20 protein-coding genes and 1 pseudogene are annotated in these 17,879 nt (G+C 62.4%); 11 read left to right on the forward strand and 10 right to left on the reverse strand.

Annotation, left to right across the window (positions count from 1 at the left end):
- The first annotated feature begins 41 nt into the window (after window positions 1–41).
- Window positions 42–581, forward strand: a complete 540-nt coding sequence (locus LZK81_RS06105) for a hypothetical protein (RefSeq protein WP_233955513.1) — start codon at window positions 42–44, stop codon at window positions 579–581.
- Between the two features lie 248 nt (window positions 582–829).
- On the opposite strand, the gene LZK81_RS06110 is transcribed toward LZK81_RS06105, so the two are convergent.
- Entirely contained in the window at window positions 830–1,252 is a 423-nt protein-coding gene (locus LZK81_RS06110) for a SufE family protein (RefSeq protein WP_233955514.1), read from the reverse strand.
- A gap of 230 nt (window positions 1,253–1,482) precedes the next feature.
- Entirely contained in the window at window positions 1,483–1,902 is a 420-nt protein-coding gene (locus tag LZK81_RS06115) for a DUF5330 domain-containing protein (protein ID WP_046607277.1), read from the reverse strand.
- A gap of 466 nt (window positions 1,903–2,368) precedes the next feature.
- Between LZK81_RS06115 and LZK81_RS06120 the strand changes: the two genes are divergently transcribed.
- The 4 genes from LZK81_RS06120 (at window position 2,369) to LZK81_RS06135 (ending at window position 5,898) form a co-directional block, all read left to right on the forward strand.
- Window positions 2,369–3,904, forward strand: coding sequence for a sensor histidine kinase (locus tag LZK81_RS06120; RefSeq protein ID WP_233955515.1), 1,536 nt, complete (start codon window positions 2,369–2,371; stop codon window positions 3,902–3,904).
- Complete coding sequence (locus LZK81_RS06125; RefSeq protein WP_233955516.1) at window positions 3,876–4,814, forward strand: peptidoglycan-binding domain-containing protein; 939 nt, start codon at window positions 3,876–3,878, stop codon at window positions 4,812–4,814. The genes LZK81_RS06120 and LZK81_RS06125 overlap by 29 nt, the downstream gene beginning before the upstream one ends.
- 181 nt (window positions 4,815–4,995) lie before the next feature.
- Entirely contained in the window at window positions 4,996–5,424 is a 429-nt protein-coding gene (locus LZK81_RS06130; protein ID WP_046607713.1) for a hypothetical protein, read from the forward strand.
- A 234-nt stretch (window positions 5,425–5,658) separates the two neighbouring features.
- Window positions 5,659–5,898, forward strand: a complete 240-nt coding sequence (locus LZK81_RS06135; RefSeq protein ID WP_233956485.1) for a hypothetical protein — start codon at window positions 5,659–5,661, stop codon at window positions 5,896–5,898.
- Window positions 5,899–6,093: 195 nt separating this feature from the next.
- On the opposite strand, the gene LZK81_RS06140 is transcribed toward LZK81_RS06135, so the two are convergent.
- Together LZK81_RS06140 and LZK81_RS06145 are read right to left on the reverse strand one after the other, a co-directional pair.
- Window positions 6,094–6,261, reverse strand: coding sequence for a Thivi_2564 family membrane protein (locus LZK81_RS06140; RefSeq protein WP_007772654.1), 168 nt, complete (start codon window positions 6,259–6,261; stop codon window positions 6,094–6,096).
- A 124-nt stretch (window positions 6,262–6,385) separates the two neighbouring features.
- Window positions 6,386–6,721, reverse strand: a complete 336-nt coding sequence (locus LZK81_RS06145; RefSeq protein WP_233955517.1) for a GIY-YIG nuclease family protein — start codon at window positions 6,719–6,721, stop codon at window positions 6,386–6,388.
- Between the two features lie 126 nt (window positions 6,722–6,847).
- Between LZK81_RS06145 and LZK81_RS06150 the strand changes: the two genes are divergently transcribed.
- Entirely contained in the window at window positions 6,848–7,192 is a 345-nt protein-coding gene (locus LZK81_RS06150) for a DUF1491 family protein (RefSeq protein ID WP_233955518.1), read from the forward strand.
- Between the two features lie 4 nt (window positions 7,193–7,196).
- On the opposite strand, the gene LZK81_RS06155 is transcribed toward LZK81_RS06150, so the two are convergent.
- Window positions 7,197–8,237, reverse strand: coding sequence for a DUF2336 domain-containing protein (locus tag LZK81_RS06155; protein WP_233955519.1), 1,041 nt, complete (start codon window positions 8,235–8,237; stop codon window positions 7,197–7,199).
- 658 nt (window positions 8,238–8,895) lie between these two features.
- Here LZK81_RS06155 and LZK81_RS06160 point away from each other — a divergent pair.
- Window positions 8,896–9,072, forward strand: coding sequence for a hypothetical protein (locus LZK81_RS06160; RefSeq protein WP_233955520.1), 177 nt, complete (start codon window positions 8,896–8,898; stop codon window positions 9,070–9,072).
- A gap of 15 nt (window positions 9,073–9,087) precedes the next feature.
- Here LZK81_RS06160 and LZK81_RS06165 read toward each other — a convergent pair whose 3' ends face one another.
- Together LZK81_RS06165 and LZK81_RS06170 are read right to left on the reverse strand one after the other, a co-directional pair.
- Complete coding sequence (locus tag LZK81_RS06165) at window positions 9,088–9,702, reverse strand: DUF1254 domain-containing protein (RefSeq protein WP_233955522.1); 615 nt, start codon at window positions 9,700–9,702, stop codon at window positions 9,088–9,090.
- Window positions 9,703–9,772: 70 nt separating this feature from the next.
- Window positions 9,773–10,367, reverse strand: a pseudogene (locus tag LZK81_RS06170) (DUF1214 domain-containing protein).
- Between the two features lie 375 nt (window positions 10,368–10,742).
- Between LZK81_RS06170 and LZK81_RS06175 the strand changes: the two are divergent.
- The gene (locus LZK81_RS06175) at window positions 10,743–11,222 is read left to right on the forward strand and encodes a hypothetical protein (RefSeq protein ID WP_233955523.1); all 480 of its coding nucleotides are present in this window, start codon (window positions 10,743–10,745) and stop codon (window positions 11,220–11,222) included.
- On the opposite strand, the gene LZK81_RS06180 is transcribed toward LZK81_RS06175, so the two are convergent.
- Window positions 11,203–13,416: a transglycosylase domain-containing protein gene (locus tag LZK81_RS06180; protein WP_046607706.1), complete on the reverse strand. Its 2,214-nt coding sequence runs from the start codon at window positions 13,414–13,416 to the stop codon at window positions 11,203–11,205. The genes LZK81_RS06175 and LZK81_RS06180 overlap by 20 nt on opposite strands.
- 186 nt (window positions 13,417–13,602) lie before the next feature.
- On the opposite strand from LZK81_RS06180, the gene LZK81_RS06185 reads away from it, so the two are divergent.
- Window positions 13,603–14,064: a YcgN family cysteine cluster protein gene (locus tag LZK81_RS06185; protein WP_046607705.1), complete on the forward strand. Its 462-nt coding sequence runs from the start codon at window positions 13,603–13,605 to the stop codon at window positions 14,062–14,064.
- Window positions 14,065–14,079: 15 nt separating this feature from the next.
- Here the strand turns inward: LZK81_RS06185 and LZK81_RS06190 are convergent, their stop codons facing one another.
- Together LZK81_RS06190 and LZK81_RS06195 are read right to left on the reverse strand one after the other, a co-directional pair.
- On the reverse strand, window positions 14,080–15,081 hold the full coding sequence (locus tag LZK81_RS06190) for an NADP-dependent oxidoreductase (RefSeq protein ID WP_233955524.1): 1,002 nt from the start codon (window positions 15,079–15,081) through the stop codon (window positions 14,080–14,082).
- Window positions 15,082–15,128: 47 nt separating this feature from the next.
- Window positions 15,129–15,944 carry an oxidoreductase gene (locus LZK81_RS06195; RefSeq protein WP_233955525.1) on the reverse strand — a complete coding sequence of 272 codons (816 nt, stop codon included), beginning with the start codon at window positions 15,942–15,944 and terminating at the stop codon, window positions 15,129–15,131.
- 88 nt (window positions 15,945–16,032) lie between these two features.
- Between LZK81_RS06195 and LZK81_RS06200 the strand changes: the two genes are divergently transcribed.
- Both LZK81_RS06200 and LZK81_RS06205 read left to right on the forward strand, forming a co-directional pair.
- Window positions 16,033–16,464, forward strand: coding sequence for a winged helix-turn-helix transcriptional regulator (locus tag LZK81_RS06200; RefSeq protein ID WP_233955526.1), 432 nt, complete (start codon window positions 16,033–16,035; stop codon window positions 16,462–16,464).
- 350 nt (window positions 16,465–16,814) lie between these two features.
- Window positions 16,815–17,840 (forward strand): helix-turn-helix transcriptional regulator, encoded by a 1,026-nt coding sequence (locus LZK81_RS06205; RefSeq protein WP_233955527.1) that lies wholly within the window; start codon window positions 16,815–16,817, stop codon window positions 17,838–17,840.
- The last annotated feature ends 39 nt before the right edge of the window (window positions 17,841–17,879 follow it).

Here is a 17,879-nt window from a genome sequence, read left to right on the forward strand (position 1 = left end):
CCCTTTCGGCCATCGTTCACTGTGGCAAGCCAAATAGAACCATGGTGGCTCCGTCGAAGAAAACGCATAGCGAGATCAGCCCAATCCGCATAAACATATTGAGGTTCAGTATTCGCACAAAAGTAATTACCTTATTGATCGTCTTGCTTAGCGCCGCTTCCGCACCAGCGGGACCCGACCAAGTACAGAAAGACAAACAGTGCGACCTTTTGGGCGACATCGCCGAACATGCGATGAAATCTCGCCAGAAGCGAATGCTCCTCGCCGACGCCTTGAAGGCTCACCAACGGGCGGCATCGACTGATTTTGCCAAGATACTGGACCGCCTTACTTTGCGTGCATACGCGGTCCCGGCTTTCCTGACACCGGAGTTACAGCAACGAGCTATCGCGGAATTTCGGGACATGACCCTATTTGAATGCGTCAAAGCCGATGACGGTACATTGGTTCAGCAGGATGACCTGGACAGGATCGACAACTTGGTGGGAGAGAAAGGTCGCTCCGCGTTCATCCACGAAGCTGTAACGAAATTGCTGGATGCTACCGAGCACCAAGTGGAAGCTGATCGCAATACCAAATAAAATGGCCCGTCATTCCCAATCGCTGGCTCGTCTGCTTCCGGCGCGAAGTTGCCGTAAGCCATCGTCATCAATGGTGGCATTGGCGACCGAATTCCGCAGCTATGCCACACCCCATGATCCTCCCTTTTTGCACAGGAAGCCATGTCGCACCGGTGTAAAGCGGTTAAGGAGGGCGAGACGTTGCCGCGAGTTTCCCCTTGCGTAGAGGGTGGCTGGCGGGCCGGGACGCTGGTCTGAACGGCTGTCCCCTAGGCCGCAGCCCTGATCCTTGCCTCTTCCCGGATGCGCTTGACCATCGAACGCAGCCCGTTGGCGCGCTGGGACGACAGGTGCTCGACCAGGCCGATGCGGTCGAAGATTTCGATAGCGTCCGTGGCGGCGATCTGGGAGGCGGTCCTGCCGGAATAGACGGCGAGCACGATGGCGACGAGGCCGCGCACGATATGGGCGTCCGAATCGCCCTCGAAGGTCATCACCGGATCGGCGCTGCCGTCCCCGAGATGGCTGACCAGCCAAACCTGGCTCGCGCAGCCCTGCACCTTGTTGTCTGCGGTCTTCTTGTCGTCGGAAAGGTCCGGCAGCGCCTTGCCGAGTTCGATCACGTAACGGTAGCGGTCTTCCCACTCGTCGAGGTATTCGAAATCTTCGATGATCTGCTCGAGGCTGGCCATAAGCGCTCCGGTTCTTCTATCCGCTCCATATAGGCACTGCAGGCCCGGATAAAAGCAAAAAAAACGCCGTGAGGGGTAATCCTCACGGCGTCAGCAAATGCTGAATGACAGGGCAGGCAGATCAGGCACCGGGAACCGTGGCATTGAGAGCCCGGTGCAAGCTTTGAAAATCGGTTTCGGATGAGACGTCCGGTATCAGGTCGATTTGGCGCGCCGACTGGTGCGCGGGATTAGTGGGTCGGCCGTTTCTGCGGGACCGGCACGGTGCCGGTGAAGATCGTATCGGCGCCGGTAGCGGCTGCCGTTTCGGCCTGTCTGGCCGGGAACGGGGTCGGTTCCGGATCAGCGAGCACCGCGGTCTCCTTGCCCTTGTCGCCGAACTGCTTGTCGAGCAGCTCGAAGGCGACCTGGGCGCCCTGCCTGGCCCTCGTGCCGAGCGCCGAGAAGGTCTCGGCACCCTTTTCACAGACCTCAGGCTTTTCGGTGCAGATGGCGCTCACATATTGATAGGCTTCGGTCGCAGCCGAAAATGCGTTGCTGACCTGCAGGGGCGAAAGCCCGTCGGTCTCGGTCGCCGGCTTGCTGCTGAAGTAGGAGAGCACTACCAGCACCGCCGCGAACCACATACTTCCCTTGATGAGAAACCACATCGTTCTATCCACCTGTTTTTCCCGCTCCTGGGTCTTGAAGCGAGCCGCCGGATCTGTGCCGGTCTTGAACATGGTTGTACCGCCGGGAAGCAAATATGGCTTTGACGGGATCGTTCGGTTTTTCGGCAAATTTGCCTAAAATGCGAAATATCGGCATTTGCAGCGTCTTTGTCGCGAACTTGAATCGAATTTTAGCGATCGATGTTAAGCATAATTGCGGCGCTCCGCCCGAAACCCCGGGCTTTGTCGGGGGGCGGTTTGCCACAAAGGTTAACGCATTGGGAAAAATCGAAGCAAATCCGCCGCTTACGTCGTGTTAACCACAAGCTCAGAAGGCTTGGCCCTTCTGTCCCAAAGCCGGATTTTGGCCCATTGCGGGACCTCCGGCACCCCCTGCTTTTATCCTTTCCTTAAGCCACGGGGGCATATTGTCGGCTTCGATAAACGAGTCTGTGCAGGGTTTTGCGTGCGCGTATTGAGTAACATTGCCGGAAAGGCGGTCATGCTGGTCGACGAGACCGCAAGCCGCTGGCTGACGCGCCTCGGCGAGGGCGACACCGCGCGTCCCGGTGAAATTGCCCAGTTCCGCCGGCTCGCGTTCTGTGGCCTTGCCGCATTCGTCAGCGTGCCGCCGGCGCTTGCGCTGCTCCTGCCGCCGGCGCTGGCCCTGCCGGTCGGCGTTGCGCTGGTTCTGTCGCTTTTCCTTCTGGCTGTCGCCGCCTCCTTCGCCTTTCCGCGCCATGCCGTTGCCTCCGTTGCTGCGCCCCCGCCGGAAGACGCTGCCTTCGATGCGATGCCGGGCCTGTCGCTCATTCTTAATCCGCACGGCCTGCTGGTGAAGACCGGCGGCCGCGATCAGCATCTGTTTCCGCCAAGCCTGCGTGAGGCGGCCGGTGAGCCGCTTGCCGAGCGCGTCCACGTGTCCGACCGGATCGGCCTCGTCCAGGCTTTCGACATGCTGCGCCAGGGTGCGCCGAGCGCCGCTGCCGATATCCGCATCGAGCGTCCGTTCTCGGCGGCCGGCCGCCAGTTTCTGTCGGTCCGTCTCGACATGACCGCCATCCGCGACGGCGAAGGGGATCTCCTCTACGTCCTGGCGCAGGCGCGCGACTTGTCGGAGGAGGAGCATCTCCGTTCGGAAGCGGCCGCCCATATCGCCGAGGCCCGTTCCGCCCATGAGGCGAAGTCGAGGTTCCTCGCCGCCGTCAGCCACGAGCTGCGCACGCCGCTCAACGCCATTCTCGGCTTTTCCGACGTTCTCGCCGGCGAATATTTCGGCAGGCTCGAAAACGACCGCCAGCGCGAATATGTCGGGCTGATCCGCCAGTCCGGCGGCCATCTCCTCTCCGTCGTCAACACCATGCTCGACATGTCGAAGATCGAGGCAGGCCGTTACGAACTGCTCGCCGAACCCTTCGCCATCGCGGAAGCCGTGGAAACCTGCCGTGCCATGCTCGATCTGACCGCCCGCGAAAAGAGCGTGACGCTCACCAGCCGCGCGCCGCGCGGGCTCGGCGAAGTGATCGCCGACCGCCGCGCCGTACAGCAGATCCTCATCAATCTCGCCGGCAATGCGATCAAGTTCACCGGTCCCGGCGGCGTCGTGTCGATCGACGCCGTGCTCGAGGGCGATCACGTCAATATTTCGGTCAGCGACACCGGCATCGGCATCGCGGCGGAAAAGCTGCAATATATCGGCCAGCCGTTCATGCAGGTGGAAAACGCCTATACCCGCACCTACGAAGGTACCGGTCTCGGGCTTTCTCTGGTAAAAGGTCTGGTGGCGCTGCACGGCGGTCGTTTTACGATCGCCAGCCGTCCGGGCGAGGGGACCGTGGTGACGATCTCCCTGCCGGCAGACGGTTCGGGCGTCGAAGCAAAACGGGATGACTCCCGGGAGGAAAAAGTCGAATTCCCGCCGCGGCTGAGGGCAGCCCGGCATGCGGCCATGATGGACGAACAGGATTTTATCGATGACCGCGCGGAAGCGAAAATCGCCTGACAGGAAAAAACCTGTCAAGCAACCGGGCATTCTGTCGAACCTGCTGCTGGCGGGAGCGCGGGCTGCCGCGCGCCGGCCGAAGGCCCTGTTCGGCTGCGCTGCCTTCGGCATCGTCTTCTCATTCGTCGCCGCCAATGCGCTCTGGTACCAGCCGGGCGGCCATCCATCCCCGTTCCTCGCTACCCGCGATTCCAAGAACCCGAACCAGATCGCTGGTTATCGCCCGGCAAGGCGCACCGCACCCGCCGATGTCACGACCTTCCGCATCGAGCGCGCCGATCCGAGCGTCGTAGCTCCGCCTCCGGCCGCAGCACCCACGGCCGCGCCCGCGCAGACGGCCGTGCCCTCTGCGCCCGTGCCGGCCGCCCCTTCCGTCGTCGCCCCGATCCCGCGCCCCCAGCCGCAGCAGGCGGCCGCCCAGCCGGCAACGCCCCATGAGGTGCTGCCCGCGACGCCGAAGCCGGCCGAGACGGCAAGGGCAACCCCTGCCGCACCGACAAGGCCTGTTCAATCCGCCGCCCTGCCGCCGAAGCCCGTTTCTCCGGTCCGCCCGACCGAAGGTGCCAATGCGCGTGGCGAAGATCCCGTGGCCGCCGCAATCCGCGCCTCCGAGCGCAAGCCGGCGATGACGCCGCCCGCCAATATCCCGAACGCCGCCTCGAGTTCCGGTCGGCCCGCGGCCACGCCCGTCTCCCAGAAGCCGAACGCACCCGTCCAGCCGAGCGACCTCGTGCTGCAGATTCAGCGCGGCCTGTCGAATATCGCCTATGCGGATGTCGGGGTGGACGGTGTCGCCGGCGCCCAGACCAAGGCCGCCATCCGCCGCTTCCAGCGCCACTACCGCCTGCCGGAAACCGGGGAGCCCGACGAGCTGGTGCTGAAGAAGCTGAAGTCGATCGGCGCGCTGTAGGCGCCGTCGCTCCCAATCTCCCGAATGTTCGATGTTTCCAGCGGCGAGGGCCACCCGCGACCGCTTTTGGCCGCCACTACGTTTTTCCCCCGACCTTGAATTGATGCGAAGTCAACGACATGATCGTGACGACAATTACGGAGACCTGCCAGAGGGAAGCTGGCTTCGAGAAGGGGCGCGCATGACCGATTTGAAAGGCAAGGCACTTCCAACGAGCCGAGTGACATTTCTCGCGTTCCTGTTGGCTTGGGCTGCGTTATGGTCGGCTTGGCTCTCCGTTACGATCACCCGTTCATACATCCATTACGGCGACGTGATTTTCGGTGCCACGATGTGGCTCCTTCCGCTCTTCGTTGTGCCGTTGATCCTTGGACTTCCTGTCATCGCCACGCTTGGGCTAGAGAGATTTGGCGTCCTTCATGGGGTAGCCTCCACGACAATCGTCGGTGGCTGTATCAGTGCTTTGCAAGCTCTTCTCGTGTTGCAGGCTTATGGCAACGATGCAGTGTTTATGGACTACAGCAGGCTGCTAATCGTTAGCAGTAACTTTATCCCCGGCGTTGTGTGGGGAATTATTTACTCTTGGCTAGCCAGGCGAAGCCGAAAATAGCCCTTGCCTTATCAACTCGAAAGCAGGCAGACGACACGTCCGCTTGTGGCGCAATTGTTGCCCTAGCATCTGGGCCGTGATGCTGGTTGCCGCTGGTGTGCTTCTGTGCCGCATCTTCGAACGCGGACGCGATGTTCCAATCTATCGTCGCACATTGACGAGGGCATTTTTCACCACAATAAGGTCAAGCCGAAAAAATGTGGCAAGCGTCAGCCAAACAACAACAGGAGTGAAATAGTGAGCGAACCGACCGTAGCAGATGCAACAAACCACATTTATGAATCGCTCCAAGCGAACAACGCCGACATCGACGTGCATATCGCGGTACTCAAGGCGGGGATGGCCCGAACGGGTTTGAAAGAAGCCGTATTCGACCCGGCCAGGCTCGTGCAGAACAACCGTTCTGGCAGGAAGCTAATGCAGGCCTACTTTCGGCAGCGCGGCGTGACGGTGAAATTCTCGGCTTTTTCGTGAAGCCTTCTTATGAGGTATGATGCCGAACCGTTGCTTAAGCATAGGCCAGGCACCAGCCGGGGGCGCGAACCGGCGGCATTTGCTGCCGAATGCCGGACATATGCCGCCTCTTTTGCCGAGTTCTCAAGGGAGCGGATGGCACGTCCCCTCTCCCTGTCGGAACGGGGAGAGGGCTAGAGTTGCCGGAAATCGCCTTTAGAAAACGGCGAGATATTTCAGCAGCGAAATGATGCCGATGATGATGATGATGATCTGCGCGATCTGTTTTGCCCGGCCGTCGATCGGCAGGCGCGCGACGAGATAGAGAACCAGGACGATCACCAGGAAGGTGATCAGAATGCTGATCAATGCGGAAGTAGCCAAGCCCCAAACTCCTTTTCATGACAGTGCCGTGCGGCACCGATGTGTAAATATGGTGCATTCGGGGAAAGGAAAGGGCGCGGCAGCGCGATTTTCCGTTTCTTCTCAGTGACTTCCATGGGCGGGCTCAGGCCGTTTCGGCACCGAGTTCGAAAGCCCAGTGGATGAGGCGGTCCTTCAGCGTCCGGTCGCGCAGATAGCCGGTCAGCTCCTCGTCGATTTCCTCCAGCCGCTCGATCGCGAAATCCTCCGGCCGGTTGGCGTTCCAGACTGTCTGCAGGCTCCGGCTTACATGGCTGCCGTGCTGGAGCGTGAACCAGACGCGGTTCTGGATCTTGTCGAGATCGCCCGCGCGGCCGACCCATGTCCGCCCGGTGGGAACAAGCCGGATGGCATAGATGCCGGCCGGAGCCTTGCGTTCCTTGTAGGCGGAGATCGCCGCTTTCCTGTCGATGATGTTCATGTCCTTGCCTTCCTTGGTGAAGGTTCGGCTAATATCACCCGGGTAATATTATGGCAATAGTTGTATCCGGGTAAAATTGTGGCGAGGCAAGTTTGCGCCCGGCCCCGAAGCGCCGTAAGACGGGCGATGCGCCTGAAATCCGAAATCATTGTCTCCGCCATGATCCGCCGCGTCTTCGCGCTCGGCGGTTTTGCTGCCGTCGAAAAAAAGGGTGCGGAGGCGGCGGGCGCCATCTTCATCCGCCAGCGTTTTCGCGACGGGCTGGAAACGCTTTATGCGCCGGCGCCGCAGAATTTCTTCGGCGACGAGGACGATGGCGGGCGCAAATTCGAGGTGAGGGCGGAACGCTCCGAGCCGGAAGCCATCCGCGAGATGTTGTCGCGCGAAATGCGCTTCGATCCGGACCTCTGGCTGCTGGAACTGGAGATCGACGACGTCGCCGATCTCTTCGAGGTGGTGAAGCCGGCCTGAGCGGTCAGCGCACCCGGTAAAGGCCGTTGAGCGGCTTGCGGGCGCTGGCGGTGGTGCGGATTACCCGCGGCTGGCGGCTGTCTTCTGCACGGTTGTCGGCGAACATCGGCTGATGCTGCTGTTCCGGATAGGTGTAGCTGTCGGCGCGGCGCCAGGCCTCGACGCGTTTGCCGCATTCGTCCTCGTCGAGCGCATCCCAGAGCGCGGCGGCGCGTGTCACGCCGTCCTGTTCCGCACCCAGATGGTCGTAGAGCCGCTGCAGGATGAACAGCGCATCCTCCGTTTCCATCGCCAGGCCCTTCAGCGTCGCCGCGAGCTGCTGGCCGGAAATGTCGAGCATGATCCGCTCCGAAAGCCAGTGGCTGGCGGAAAGCGTGTCGGCAAGCACGGTTGCAAACAGCCCGGTCTCGCGGTTTCGGGCGAAGCGGACGAGCAGCGCCTCCTGGATCGGCGATAGATTGCGCAAGCCCAGCCGGTCTGCGGCGGGCCGGTCGACATGGCCGGCAAGCGCCTTGATGCGGTTGCGCAGGAGTTCGTCGCGGGTGTTGCGCTCGGCCTCGTCGACCATTTCCGGCGTCGGCCTGCGCGGCAGGAGCGCCTCGAGGTTTTCGGGGGCATCGCTGCGCTTGGTGCGGTCGTGGCGAAGCCCGACCAGCGCGTCGATCACCGTTGGCGAGAGCGCCTCGCGGCGGACGATGGCGCGGGCATGCGCTTCCCCTTGCGTGCGGGCAATCGCGATCAGCGCATCGTCGGAAAGGCAGGTCGAGGAGGTGAGGAACGGGGCTGCAACCGCGATCGGCTGGCTGGCGATGAAGAAGGCGACGGCCGGCGGCACGGTCTTGCATTGCGAGAGCGCTGCGACCGCATCGCGGCGGGCCTCTTCCGACGATGCGGAAAACAGGGGGGCGAAGAGCTCGGCGAACTGTCGAAGCTCCGACCGCGAAGGGTACGGAAGACTTTCGAAGCTCGTCACCGTGGCCATCAGCACCACATCCTTCTTACGCATGGCCTGGGGCCTTTCAAGGTCTCGAAACTCATTCGTCACTGGCAAACTCGCAATCAACGCAAAACAAATCCGGAGTGCCGAACGCCGATCAGGTGTGCCGGAAAAGCTCGCCTGGCGTTCTCATCGTACCTTGCCTGGGAAACTCCCGGTGGCGCGCCGTCCGCTCACGCAGCTGTGAGAACATCTGCAGAATGGGGTCGCCTTGGTTTAACCGGATGCTAACTCTTGGAGGGTTAACGGTCTGTGAAAATGGTTCGTTTCGATACGCCGGTAATTTCTTGCAGTGTCGCTGTTTCTGCCAAAAATTGCAGGTCCGACCGACGCCTGCGAAGGCTGTGAACCAAACCGGCGCTTCTGCGTTTTGGGGTCGGACAACAGACATGCACCGGTAGCAAGTGCTATATTAGCAGTAAGATATTGTTAACGGTGGTCTGGCTGAATCCAGGGGTAACCGGCGCGTATTTGCCGCGTTTCAAATGCCGGATGGCCCCGCGTCCCTGGGACCTTCCCGATAACGGCCGGTTCAGGCGGAACCGGCCGTTTATGTCGAAATGTCGTTGCGCTTTCGAACAAGGCGCACAGGCGAGAAAGGCGCGGATGCCCGGACTTCTGTCTCGGGAAGCGTCAGGCCCTTGGAGAGGGCAGGGTGAGATCGGTCCGTCTTCATCCGTCTCGAATTCCTTAAACGGAGACGAGCATGGCAGAGATCGTAGTATTGAACAGATGGCGCAGCGACAATCAGCGCCGGCCGCAGATCCGGATCGGCGAAAGCGAGAACGCCGGGCAGCTTCTGCTGTTCACCGGCGTGCGATACGAACGTTTCGAGGATTTTGGCGACCGCAAGGCTGAAAACCACGCGGTGCGTGCCGAATAGTCGCGAAATAGGACATCAGAACCGGCTTCGGGAGCGCCATTCGAAGGGTGCGCAGGTCGCCTGGTTCAGGAATTGCGACACGATACCCGCAAAGCTCGGTTGCGGGACGAGACTTCTCAAGACCACATATCCCTCCTCCGCCCGTGCTTCCACCAGGATCGACTGCGAAACCGCCTGCGGCAGCGCCTTGCGCAATGCCGTCAGCTGCATCGGTGACGCGATCACCACATCCAGCACGCCGCCGGCCGACGTCCGGTCATTGATGCTGAACACCTCGTTGGACGACTGGTCGTAGACGCCGAGCGACCAGAAGGGCACGCCGCCATTGGCGGCCGTCAGCCTCACCGGCCCCTCCGAGATATCGAAGGCACAGACCGTCGCATCGACGAACGGATCGTCCTTGGAAAGCCCGGCGCGATCCGGCTTTTCCCTTAAGCGGTAGAAGCGATAGATCTCGCCTTCCGCCAGCACCCGCGTATAGGCGTCGCGCTCGCTGAAATCGGGCAGCGCCAGCACGATGATCAGGTGCAGCAGCGCCGCACCGACGAGCCCGGTGATCACCGCCAGCAGAACCTTCAGCGCAAAACCCCGGGAACCGGCCGCCTGGGACGCGAACCCCCTGGACCCCAACCCCAAACCTCTCACGCGCAGACGTCTAAACCCCAGGCGTCTAAATCGCGGACTTCCGAACCCAAGGCTTCTAGACATTGCCGCACCCGGTCTTCTCGATGCGCGGCATGGTGAGGTCGATCAGGCCGGAACTGCCGGCCGTCGGCGTGTCGAACAGCGTCAGCGTCAGCCGGAACACGCCGGGCGTCGAAACCGCCAGCCAGTTGCCGGGCTTGGCGGTTGCGGAAATCGCGATGTCGAAACCGCCGTCGCTGCTGCTGTTGCGCAGCACGATGCGGGAATTGAGCGCAGTCGGCAGATCCGATTGCGCCGAGGGCGGGGCAGCGCCGGGGGCTGCGGCAAACAGCGTCCAGAAACGCGCCGGCGGCGTATGGCCGGTGAGGCGATAGGAGCAGTTTCCGGTCAGCCGCTCCCCGGCCTGGTCGACCCGAAGCGATGAAGGTGAGGCCTTCGGCGCTCGCGTAGATGAGCTTGCCGGCACTGGCCCGGTGCGATTTCGCGTAAGGGTCCGCCTGCGCGGTCTGCGCGTCAGGAAAGGCTTCCCACGAGCCGAGCTTGATCGCGCCGAAACCGATCGTGGCATCCAGTGCCACGAGAGTGGACCATATCCCGCCGCCGAAGGCGATGGTGAGCGCGATCGCGATGAGGAAGGGAACACGGAACACGGGTTTGCTTTGGCCCTCGGACAGCTGTGCCAGAGGGTTAGCATTGATTCCAGTGCGAAGGAATGGGTGGGCTGTGTCTTTCCGGCACGCTCGCCTCATGGCTTCTGGCGCGGAGCGATTCGCTCCCCGTGTATCCTCGGAGAATCGTGGGCCGCCCTTCCTCCTATCCCCGCTGATCGACGGCGAGAAGCCCGCTGCCTGTGCCGGGATCGGTCATCCAGGACCCCTTGCGTGCCATTCCCACACAGGCTCGATCTTAGGGTTAACCCTTTGATAAGGTTGTTTCGAGCGGTTTCTGTGACTAAAAACGGCCTGTACCTTGCCCGGCTCATTCCTTGGCTACCGTGTCTGCGACGACGTTCCGGAGCAGAGACGATGAGAACATGGATGATGGCGAGCGGTGCATTGATAGCCGTGGCTGCTGGATTTTCGGGTGCCTATTACCACCTGAAGCCGGTGCCGGGGCCTTCGACCCCGAAGGACATTTCCCTCGACTTCATGACGCTGACCGAAAGTCAGCCGACGGAGGCGCGCCGCGCCATCGTCGAGGGTATCGAGATCTGCCTTCCCCAGCCGGCGCGGGAGGGCTGGACGAGCCCGCCGGTCAAGAATCTCGCGGTCGACAGCTATATCCGCTTTTTCGACCTGATGGGGCAGGAGGTGGGGCAGGCCGAGCGCAGTGCGGAATTCCGTGCCTGGCTTTCGCAGGCAGGCGGCGGCCTGTCGGAGCGGGACCGGATCGCCTTCGGCAAGCTGACTGAGGGCGGCCTGCACGAAGGCGTGACCGCGCTCTGCGTCGCCGCGACCGTGCGCGGCAAACTCGGAAGCCAGGGGTTCAGGGGTTTCTGGAACTGACGGCCGTTGCCTCGGCGAGCGATCCCGTCGCTGTCTTGTCGGCCACCTTGGCGGTGGCAGGCCCGAGCCGGCCCGCCTCTTTCAGCTTTCCGGCGATCTGCCGCAGCAGGCGGGTGGATTCGGCCGACAGGGAACGCGGGCGGATGAGCGCCTGCAATCCGGTATCGATGGTGCCGTCCTTCTTCTTGGCGACGGCATTGCCCTTGTGGTCGCCGGTCGGCAGCGGATTGTCGATGCCGGGAATGGCACGCAGCTCGATGCCCTGGTGGGCATAGTCCATCACCGTCTTGAAGGTCGCGGCCGGCAGCGAACCGCCCGTCATGTTGTCCATCGAGGTGAAGTCGTCGTTGCCGAACCAGACCGCGGTCGTGTAATTGCCGGTAAACCCGATGAACCAGGCGTCGCGATAGCTCTGCGAGGTGCCGGTCTTGCCCGCCGTGACGATGCCGCCGTCGAGCGCCGCCCTGCGGGCCGTGCCGATCACCGGGATCTGCGTCAGGATGCGGTTCATCGACGATGTCGCCTGCTCGGAGAGCACGCGCTTGGCCGGCCGTTCGTCGCGGTTGAAGTCGTAGAGCACGTCGCCGCCGTAGCCGAGAACCTGCTCGATGCCGTGGCGGCGCGATTCCATGCCGCCGGCCGGCATCACGGCATAACCCGTCGCCTGGTCGAGCACCGTCATTTCCGAAGTGCCGAGCGGGATGGTCTTGTCCTTCCTGAGCGGCGTTTCGACACCGAAGGCCTTGGCGGTCTTCACGATCACGTCGGTGCCCAGATAGTCCTTGGCGAGCCTGACCGGCACGGTGTTGAGCGACTGCGCCATCGCCGACAGCAGCGTCACCTTGCCCTTGTAGGAACGCGCGTAGTTCTGTGGCGACCAGCCGTTCCAGGTGATCGGCGCGTCTGAAATCGTCGATTCCGGCTTGAAGCCGTTCTCCATCGCCGCCGAATAGGTATAGAGTTTGAAGGACGAACCCGGCTGGCGCAGCGCCTTGGCGGCGCGATTGAACTGGCTTTCGCCGTAGTCGCGGCCGCCGACCATGGCGCGCACAGGCCCGCCGTTCTCGATCATCACGAGGGCGCCCTGCTTGACCTTGAAGCTCTCGCCATATTCGCGAAGGCTCGATTCCACCGCCGATTCCGAGGCCTGCTGCAGGCCCATGTCGATCGTCGTGCGCACCACGACCGAATGTTCGTGGAACTTGCCGGCCGAGGCCAGCCGCTGCACTTCGTCGAAGGCCCAGTCGAGGAAATAGTCCGGAGCCTTGACGTCGGCGCGGTCGACGACGGTCGCCGGGCTGCGGCGGGCGGCGATCACCTGGCCTTCGGTCATCAGCCCGCTTTGCACGAGGTTGGAAAGCACTTCGTTGGCGCGGGCGCGGGCAGCCGGAAGGTTGACATGCGGCGCATATTTGGCCGGCGCCTTGAACAGGCCGGCGAGCATGGCGCTTTCGGCAAGGTTCACTTCCGTGATGTTCTTGCCGAAATAGAACTGTGCCGCCGCCGCCGCCCCGAACGTGCCGCCGCCCATATAGGCGCGGTCGAGATAGAGCGACAGGATCTCCTTCTTGGAGAGGTTGGCTTCCAGCCACAACGACAGGAAGGCTTCCTTGATCTTGCGTTCGATCGACCGTTCGTTGGTGAGGAACAGGTTCTTGGCAAGCTGCTGGGTGAGCGTCGAGCCGCCCTGCACGACGCCGCCGGCCTTGGCGTTTTCGCTCATGGCGCGGGCAAGGCCGAAGAAGTCGATGCCGAAATGGTCGAAGAAGCGCCGGTCCTCGGTCGCCAGCACCGCCTTGATCAGGTGGTCCGGCAATTCGTCGATCGGCACGGAGTCTTCGTGGATGATGCCGCGATGGCCGATGACGCCGCCATAGCGGTCGAGGAAGGTGACGGCGAAATCGCCGCGGTTGCGCCAGTCCTCGTGGGTTTCCTCGAAAGCGGGCTGGGCGAGCGCCAGGAGCACCACGAAACCCGCGGTGCCCAAGGTCATGGCCTCGCCGGCAAGTTCGAAGCCGATGCGTTTCCAGCCGCGCACGCGAAAACGGCGGAAGAAGATGGTGATCTCCTCCCAGATTTCGCCAAGCCGGAAACCGAGATTCCAGACGGTGGAATCGATCCACGAATCGATGCGCAGCAGCAGGTGGCGCTTGCCGCGCGGCCGGTCGCCCGATGACTTTGGCTCGTCCTGCACCTTCGGAATTCCCCGCCCTTTCGATGAGATGTGCTTGACGCGGTCCCCTGGAGGGATCAAGAGCTCTAGCCTCTCACCGTTAATCAGCTTTAGCTGACAAATGGTTGATGCGCGATATCAAAATCGCAACAGGTAAAATGCAGATATCGGGATTTGTTCCGCTCTGCCGCAAATGTGATACCCACGATGACCGACGAACCTTTCTGGAAAACCAAGCGGCTCGACCAGCTGACCCAAAATGAATGGGAAAGCCTGTGCGACGGTTGCGGCCTCTGTTGTCTCAACAAGCTCGAGGACTGGGATTCCGGCGACGTCGTCTTCACCTCCGTCGCCTGCCGCCTGCTCGACGGGGAGAGCTGTCGCTGCAAGGATTACCAGCACCGCCAGGCGACCGTGCCGGACTGCATCCAGCTCACCCCGACGACGGTCGAAGAGATCGCCTGGCTGCCGCCGACCTGCGGTTATCGCCTCGTCCGCGACGGCGAGGACCTCTACTGGTGGCATCCGCTGGTCTCGGGCGATCCGGACACCGTGCACCAGGCCGGCATCTCCGCCCGCGGCCGCACGGTCAGCGAAAACGAGGTCGATGTGGAAGATTTCGAGGACTACGTGGTCGACTGGCCGCTGACGGTGGGCGAGGAACGCTAGTCTAGGGGCGCGGCGTCACTTCACTGCGACGACGACCTTCCCCTTCGCGCGACCCGTTTCGACATAGTCCAGCGCCTCGTTGGTCTGCTCGAACGGGAAGACCCGGTCCATCACCGGGCGGATGCGACCTGCCTCGATCAGCGAGGTGATCTGTGCGAGCTGGCCGCCATTCGCCGTCATGAAGAGGAACGAATAGCCGACCTTCCGGCGTCCCGCTTTTCTCCTGATGCCGAAGCTCAGCAGGCGCATGGCCTGTTGAAGCAGCCAGCCGGAGCCGTTCTGCCGGGCGAAATCCGGATCGGGCGGGCCGGAAATCGAGATCAGCTTGCCGCCCGGCTTCAATACATTCAAGGATTTCTCCAGTGTATCCTTGCCCAGGCTGTTCAGCACGACGTCGTAGCCCTGCAGCACCTTCTCGAAGTCGTCTTTCTTGTAATCGACGACGACGTCCGCCCCGAGACTTTTCGCAAGGGCGACGTTGGCCGTGCTCGTGGTCGTCGCCACATAGGCCCCGAGATGCTTGGCGAGCTGGATCGCGACGGTGCCGACGCCGCCCGAGCCGGCATGGATCAGCACCTTCTGCCCCTTCTTCAGGTTGGCCCGCTCGACGAGGACCTGCCATGCCGTCAGGGCGACCAGCGGAATGGATGCGGCCTCCACCATGGTGAGATTGCCGGGTTTTCTCGCCACATCGGCCTCGTCCATGGCGATATATTCGGCAAACGTGCCGATGCGATCCTGGGCCGGACGTGCATAGACCTCGTCCCCCGGCTTGAACTTCCGGACATTCGCCCCAACCCGGACGACGACCCCCGCTACGTCATTGCCCAGCACCAGCGGAAGGCGATAGGGCAGGATAAGCTTGAATTCTCCGTCCCTGATCTTGTTGTCCAAGGCGTTCACGCCGGCCGCATGAACCTCCACCATGACGTCGTTGTCGCGCAATGCCGGCTCGGGTATTTCGCGGAGCCGCAGGGCGCCGCCTTTGCGATAGCGATCGATCAGGAATGATTTCATCGGACTGACTTCCGTTTCCGTGGTGGCCGGCGGGGCTGCGATAATGCTCAGGCGGGAAGCCCGTTGAACTTCCGAAGGTTCTTGTCGACGATGGTTTCGGGCAGGAAGCGACGTATGAAGCGGACCTGTCCTGCCATTTTTCCGGCGGTGTAGCGCCGTTTCGGCAATGCCGCATTGGCGGCCTTTACGATGGCTTCGGCGACCACTTCCGGTGCATCTCCCTTCGCGACGGATTCGCGCATCAGCCGCTCCGCGTCGCCGCGAACCGTATCATAGACGGAAAGCGGGCGGTCCGCGCGCGTCAGGTTCTCCTCGAAGGCGGTGCGGGTTAAGCCGGGCTCGACAAGCACGATGCGGATGCCTTGGGTCCGCACTTCATGGTCGAGGGACTCCGAATACCCTTCGACGGCGTGCTTGGTCGCTGCATAAAGGGCGTTGAAGGGAGCCGGGATCAGCCCGAGTATCGAACTCAGGTTGACGATGCGGCCCCGCTGCTGGCCCCTCATCACGGGCAGGACGGCATTTGTCATCCGGATGATGCCGAACACGTTCACCTCGAACAGGGCCTTCGCCTGTTCCGTGGTGGATTCCTCGGCGCCGCCAAGCAGCCCGATCCCGGCATTGTTGACGAGAAGGTCGATCCGCCCTGCGCGGCGCAGAACCTCGTCAACGACACGTTCGACGGATGCATCGTCGGTCACGTCGCAGACCAGCATCGTCACCCCGTCCACCGTGTCGGGCATCGGCTTTCGGCTGGTGCCGAAGACAAGATAGCCATCCCGCCGCAGCGCCTGTGCCGTCACCAGTCCTATGCCTGAGGACGCACCCGTAACCAGGGCGACGCCACGTTTTTTCTTGCTCATCGGTTTCTCTTTCATTTTGTGATGGAACATCGTCGAGCAATCAGTTACTATCAAATCCGTATTAAGTCACTACTAAAAAGATATCGACATGAAGAATCTTTCCAGCCAGCCCTGCCTGATCGCCCGGAGCCTGGCGCTTGTGGGGGACGCGTGGAGCATGCTGATCATGCGCGACGCCCATGCGGGGCTGACCCGCTTCGACGAGTTTCGCAAGAGCCTCGGCATTGCGCCGACCATGCTGACGGGACGGCTTTCAGGCCTGACGGAGGAGGGGCTTTTGGAGAAACGCCGCTATTCCGACCGTCCGCCAAGGGACGAATATGTACTGACGGATGCCGGCCGCGACTTTCTGCCGGTTCTGTTTGCGCTCGGCGCATGGGGACGCAAGCATCGCGGCGGAGGCGAGGTGACCCGGTTCTTCGACGCCGAAACCGGAACGGAGATCGATCCCGTCACCATCGACCGCGCCACCGGCGCTCCGATCGGAACGCGTCCTATCCGGATCGCCCTACCCGAATGAACCGCAACCCCGGTTGAAAGCCGGCCCTGCATCCTGTTGCCGGCGACGCGCGATGCCGGATCGACAGGCCTTGGGGCTAAACCGGCGAGCGAGGAACGTGCGGGAAGCCCCTCGAAGCATGGGTTTATTACTTGTCAATGACATAAGTTAATATGGGCCACCCGAGTTTTTCAGGTAATTCTACCAGTATGCCCGGGCGTGCGGAAACGCTAAGACTACGGTGACAGTCAAGATTCATTCCGAATTCATTCGATGGCACCTAGATGAATGCAGAAGGCACGCTGGCAGACCGCCTCTATGAGGCAGCTCTGGTTCCCGAGCTTTGGACGGAAACTTGTGAGAGGATAGCATTGGAGGCGGGGTCCAGCACCGCCTCGATCTTCACCATCGACGGCAGCGGCAATCATCGTTACGTCACCACTCCCAATATCGCCGATGCCTTTGCCGAGTTCGTCAAGAGCGACACCCGGCTGGGCAATGTTCGCCCCATTCGAGCCATGGAGCGTTCGCCCTTTTCGTTTGTCCGCGTGACCGATCTCCTGAGCGCGGAGGAATTTGCCAATGATGCGATCCAACGCGACATCATCGAGCCGCACGGCATGCAATGGGAGGCGGGCTGGGCCTTCCAGGAGCCGACCGGGCACGTCATCGTCATTACCTTGATGCGCGCCAAGGGCCTGACGCATTTCTCCGACGAACAGCTGGCGCGCCTCGATCTCTTGAAGCCGGATCTCGCCCGGGCTGCCTATATGGCGTCGCGGCTCGCCTTTTCCGAGGCGCGTTCGATGACCGAGACGCTGTCGTTGCTCGGATTGCCGGCGGCGGTCATCGGTGACAGCGGCCGGGCAATTGCAATGAATCCGGAAATGGAGGACTTGAGCCCGCGCATCCGCACCGGTGCCGGCGACCGGCTGCTGCTTGAGGGGTCGGGCGCCAACGCGTTGCTGGAGGAGGCGATCGAGCACTACAAGGCGCAGGCTTCGCCGGCCGTGCAGTCCCTGCCGATGGCGGGACGCGCCGGCGTGCCACCGCTGATCCTGCATCTTCTGCCGGTCCGCCGCGCCGCCCGCGACATCTTCTCCCGTTCGATGGCGGTGCTCGCCGTCACCCAGGTGGGGCAGGTCGGCCCGCCGGACATGCGGGTGCTCTGCGGCCTCTTCGACCTCACCCCTGCCGAAGCCCGCGTGGCGCGCGGCATCGCCATGGCCCAGACGCCGGAAATGGCCGCCGCCGCGCTCGGCATATCGCTCGAAACCGCCCGCTCGCACCTGAAGAAGATCATGCTGAAAACCGGCACCACCCGCCAGGCGGAACTGGTGCTGCTGCTTTCGGGGCTGAATGCGCCGAGCTTCGGCGGTGGCGCAAGAGAGGATTAGGACCGGTCTTCCGGTCGTCCGCCTTTCCCGGAAAAAGCG

Source organism: Neorhizobium galegae, assembly GCF_021391675.1.
GTDB lineage: Bacteria > Pseudomonadota > Alphaproteobacteria > Rhizobiales > Rhizobiaceae > Neorhizobium > Neorhizobium galegae_B.

Bases quoted from the DNA above. Each gene is read 5' to 3' on its own strand.
- LZK81_RS06105 (WP_233955513.1), top strand. From the start codon at position 42: ATGGTGGCTCCGTCGAAGAAAACGCATAGCGAGATCAGCCCAATCCGC.
- LZK81_RS06110 (WP_233955514.1), bottom strand. From the start codon at position 1,252: ATGGCCAGCCTCGAGCAGATCATCGAAGATTTCGAATACCTCGACGAG.
- LZK81_RS06115 (WP_046607277.1), bottom strand. From the start codon at position 1,902: ATGTGGTTTCTCATCAAGGGAAGTATGTGGTTCGCGGCGGTGCTGGTA.
- LZK81_RS06125 (WP_233955516.1), top strand. From the start codon at position 3,876: ATGACCGCGCGGAAGCGAAAATCGCCTGACAGGAAAAAACCTGTCAAG.
- LZK81_RS06130 (WP_046607713.1), top strand. From the start codon at position 4,996: ATGACCGATTTGAAAGGCAAGGCACTTCCAACGAGCCGAGTGACATTT.
- LZK81_RS06145 (WP_233955517.1), bottom strand. From the start codon at position 6,721: ATGAACATCATCGACAGGAAAGCGGCGATCTCCGCCTACAAGGAACGC.
- LZK81_RS06150 (WP_233955518.1), top strand. From the start codon at position 6,848: ATGCGCCTGAAATCCGAAATCATTGTCTCCGCCATGATCCGCCGCGTC.
- LZK81_RS06160 (WP_233955520.1), top strand. From the start codon at position 8,896: ATGGCAGAGATCGTAGTATTGAACAGATGGCGCAGCGACAATCAGCGC.
- LZK81_RS06175 (WP_233955523.1), top strand. From the start codon at position 10,743: ATGAGAACATGGATGATGGCGAGCGGTGCATTGATAGCCGTGGCTGCT.
- LZK81_RS06185 (WP_046607705.1), top strand. From the start codon at position 13,603: ATGACCGACGAACCTTTCTGGAAAACCAAGCGGCTCGACCAGCTGACC.
- LZK81_RS06190 (WP_233955524.1), bottom strand. From the start codon at position 15,081: ATGAAATCATTCCTGATCGATCGCTATCGCAAAGGCGGCGCCCTGCGG.
- LZK81_RS06195 (WP_233955525.1), bottom strand. From the start codon at position 15,944: ATGAGCAAGAAAAAACGTGGCGTCGCCCTGGTTACGGGTGCGTCCTCA.
- LZK81_RS06200 (WP_233955526.1), top strand. From the start codon at position 16,033: ATGAAGAATCTTTCCAGCCAGCCCTGCCTGATCGCCCGGAGCCTGGCG.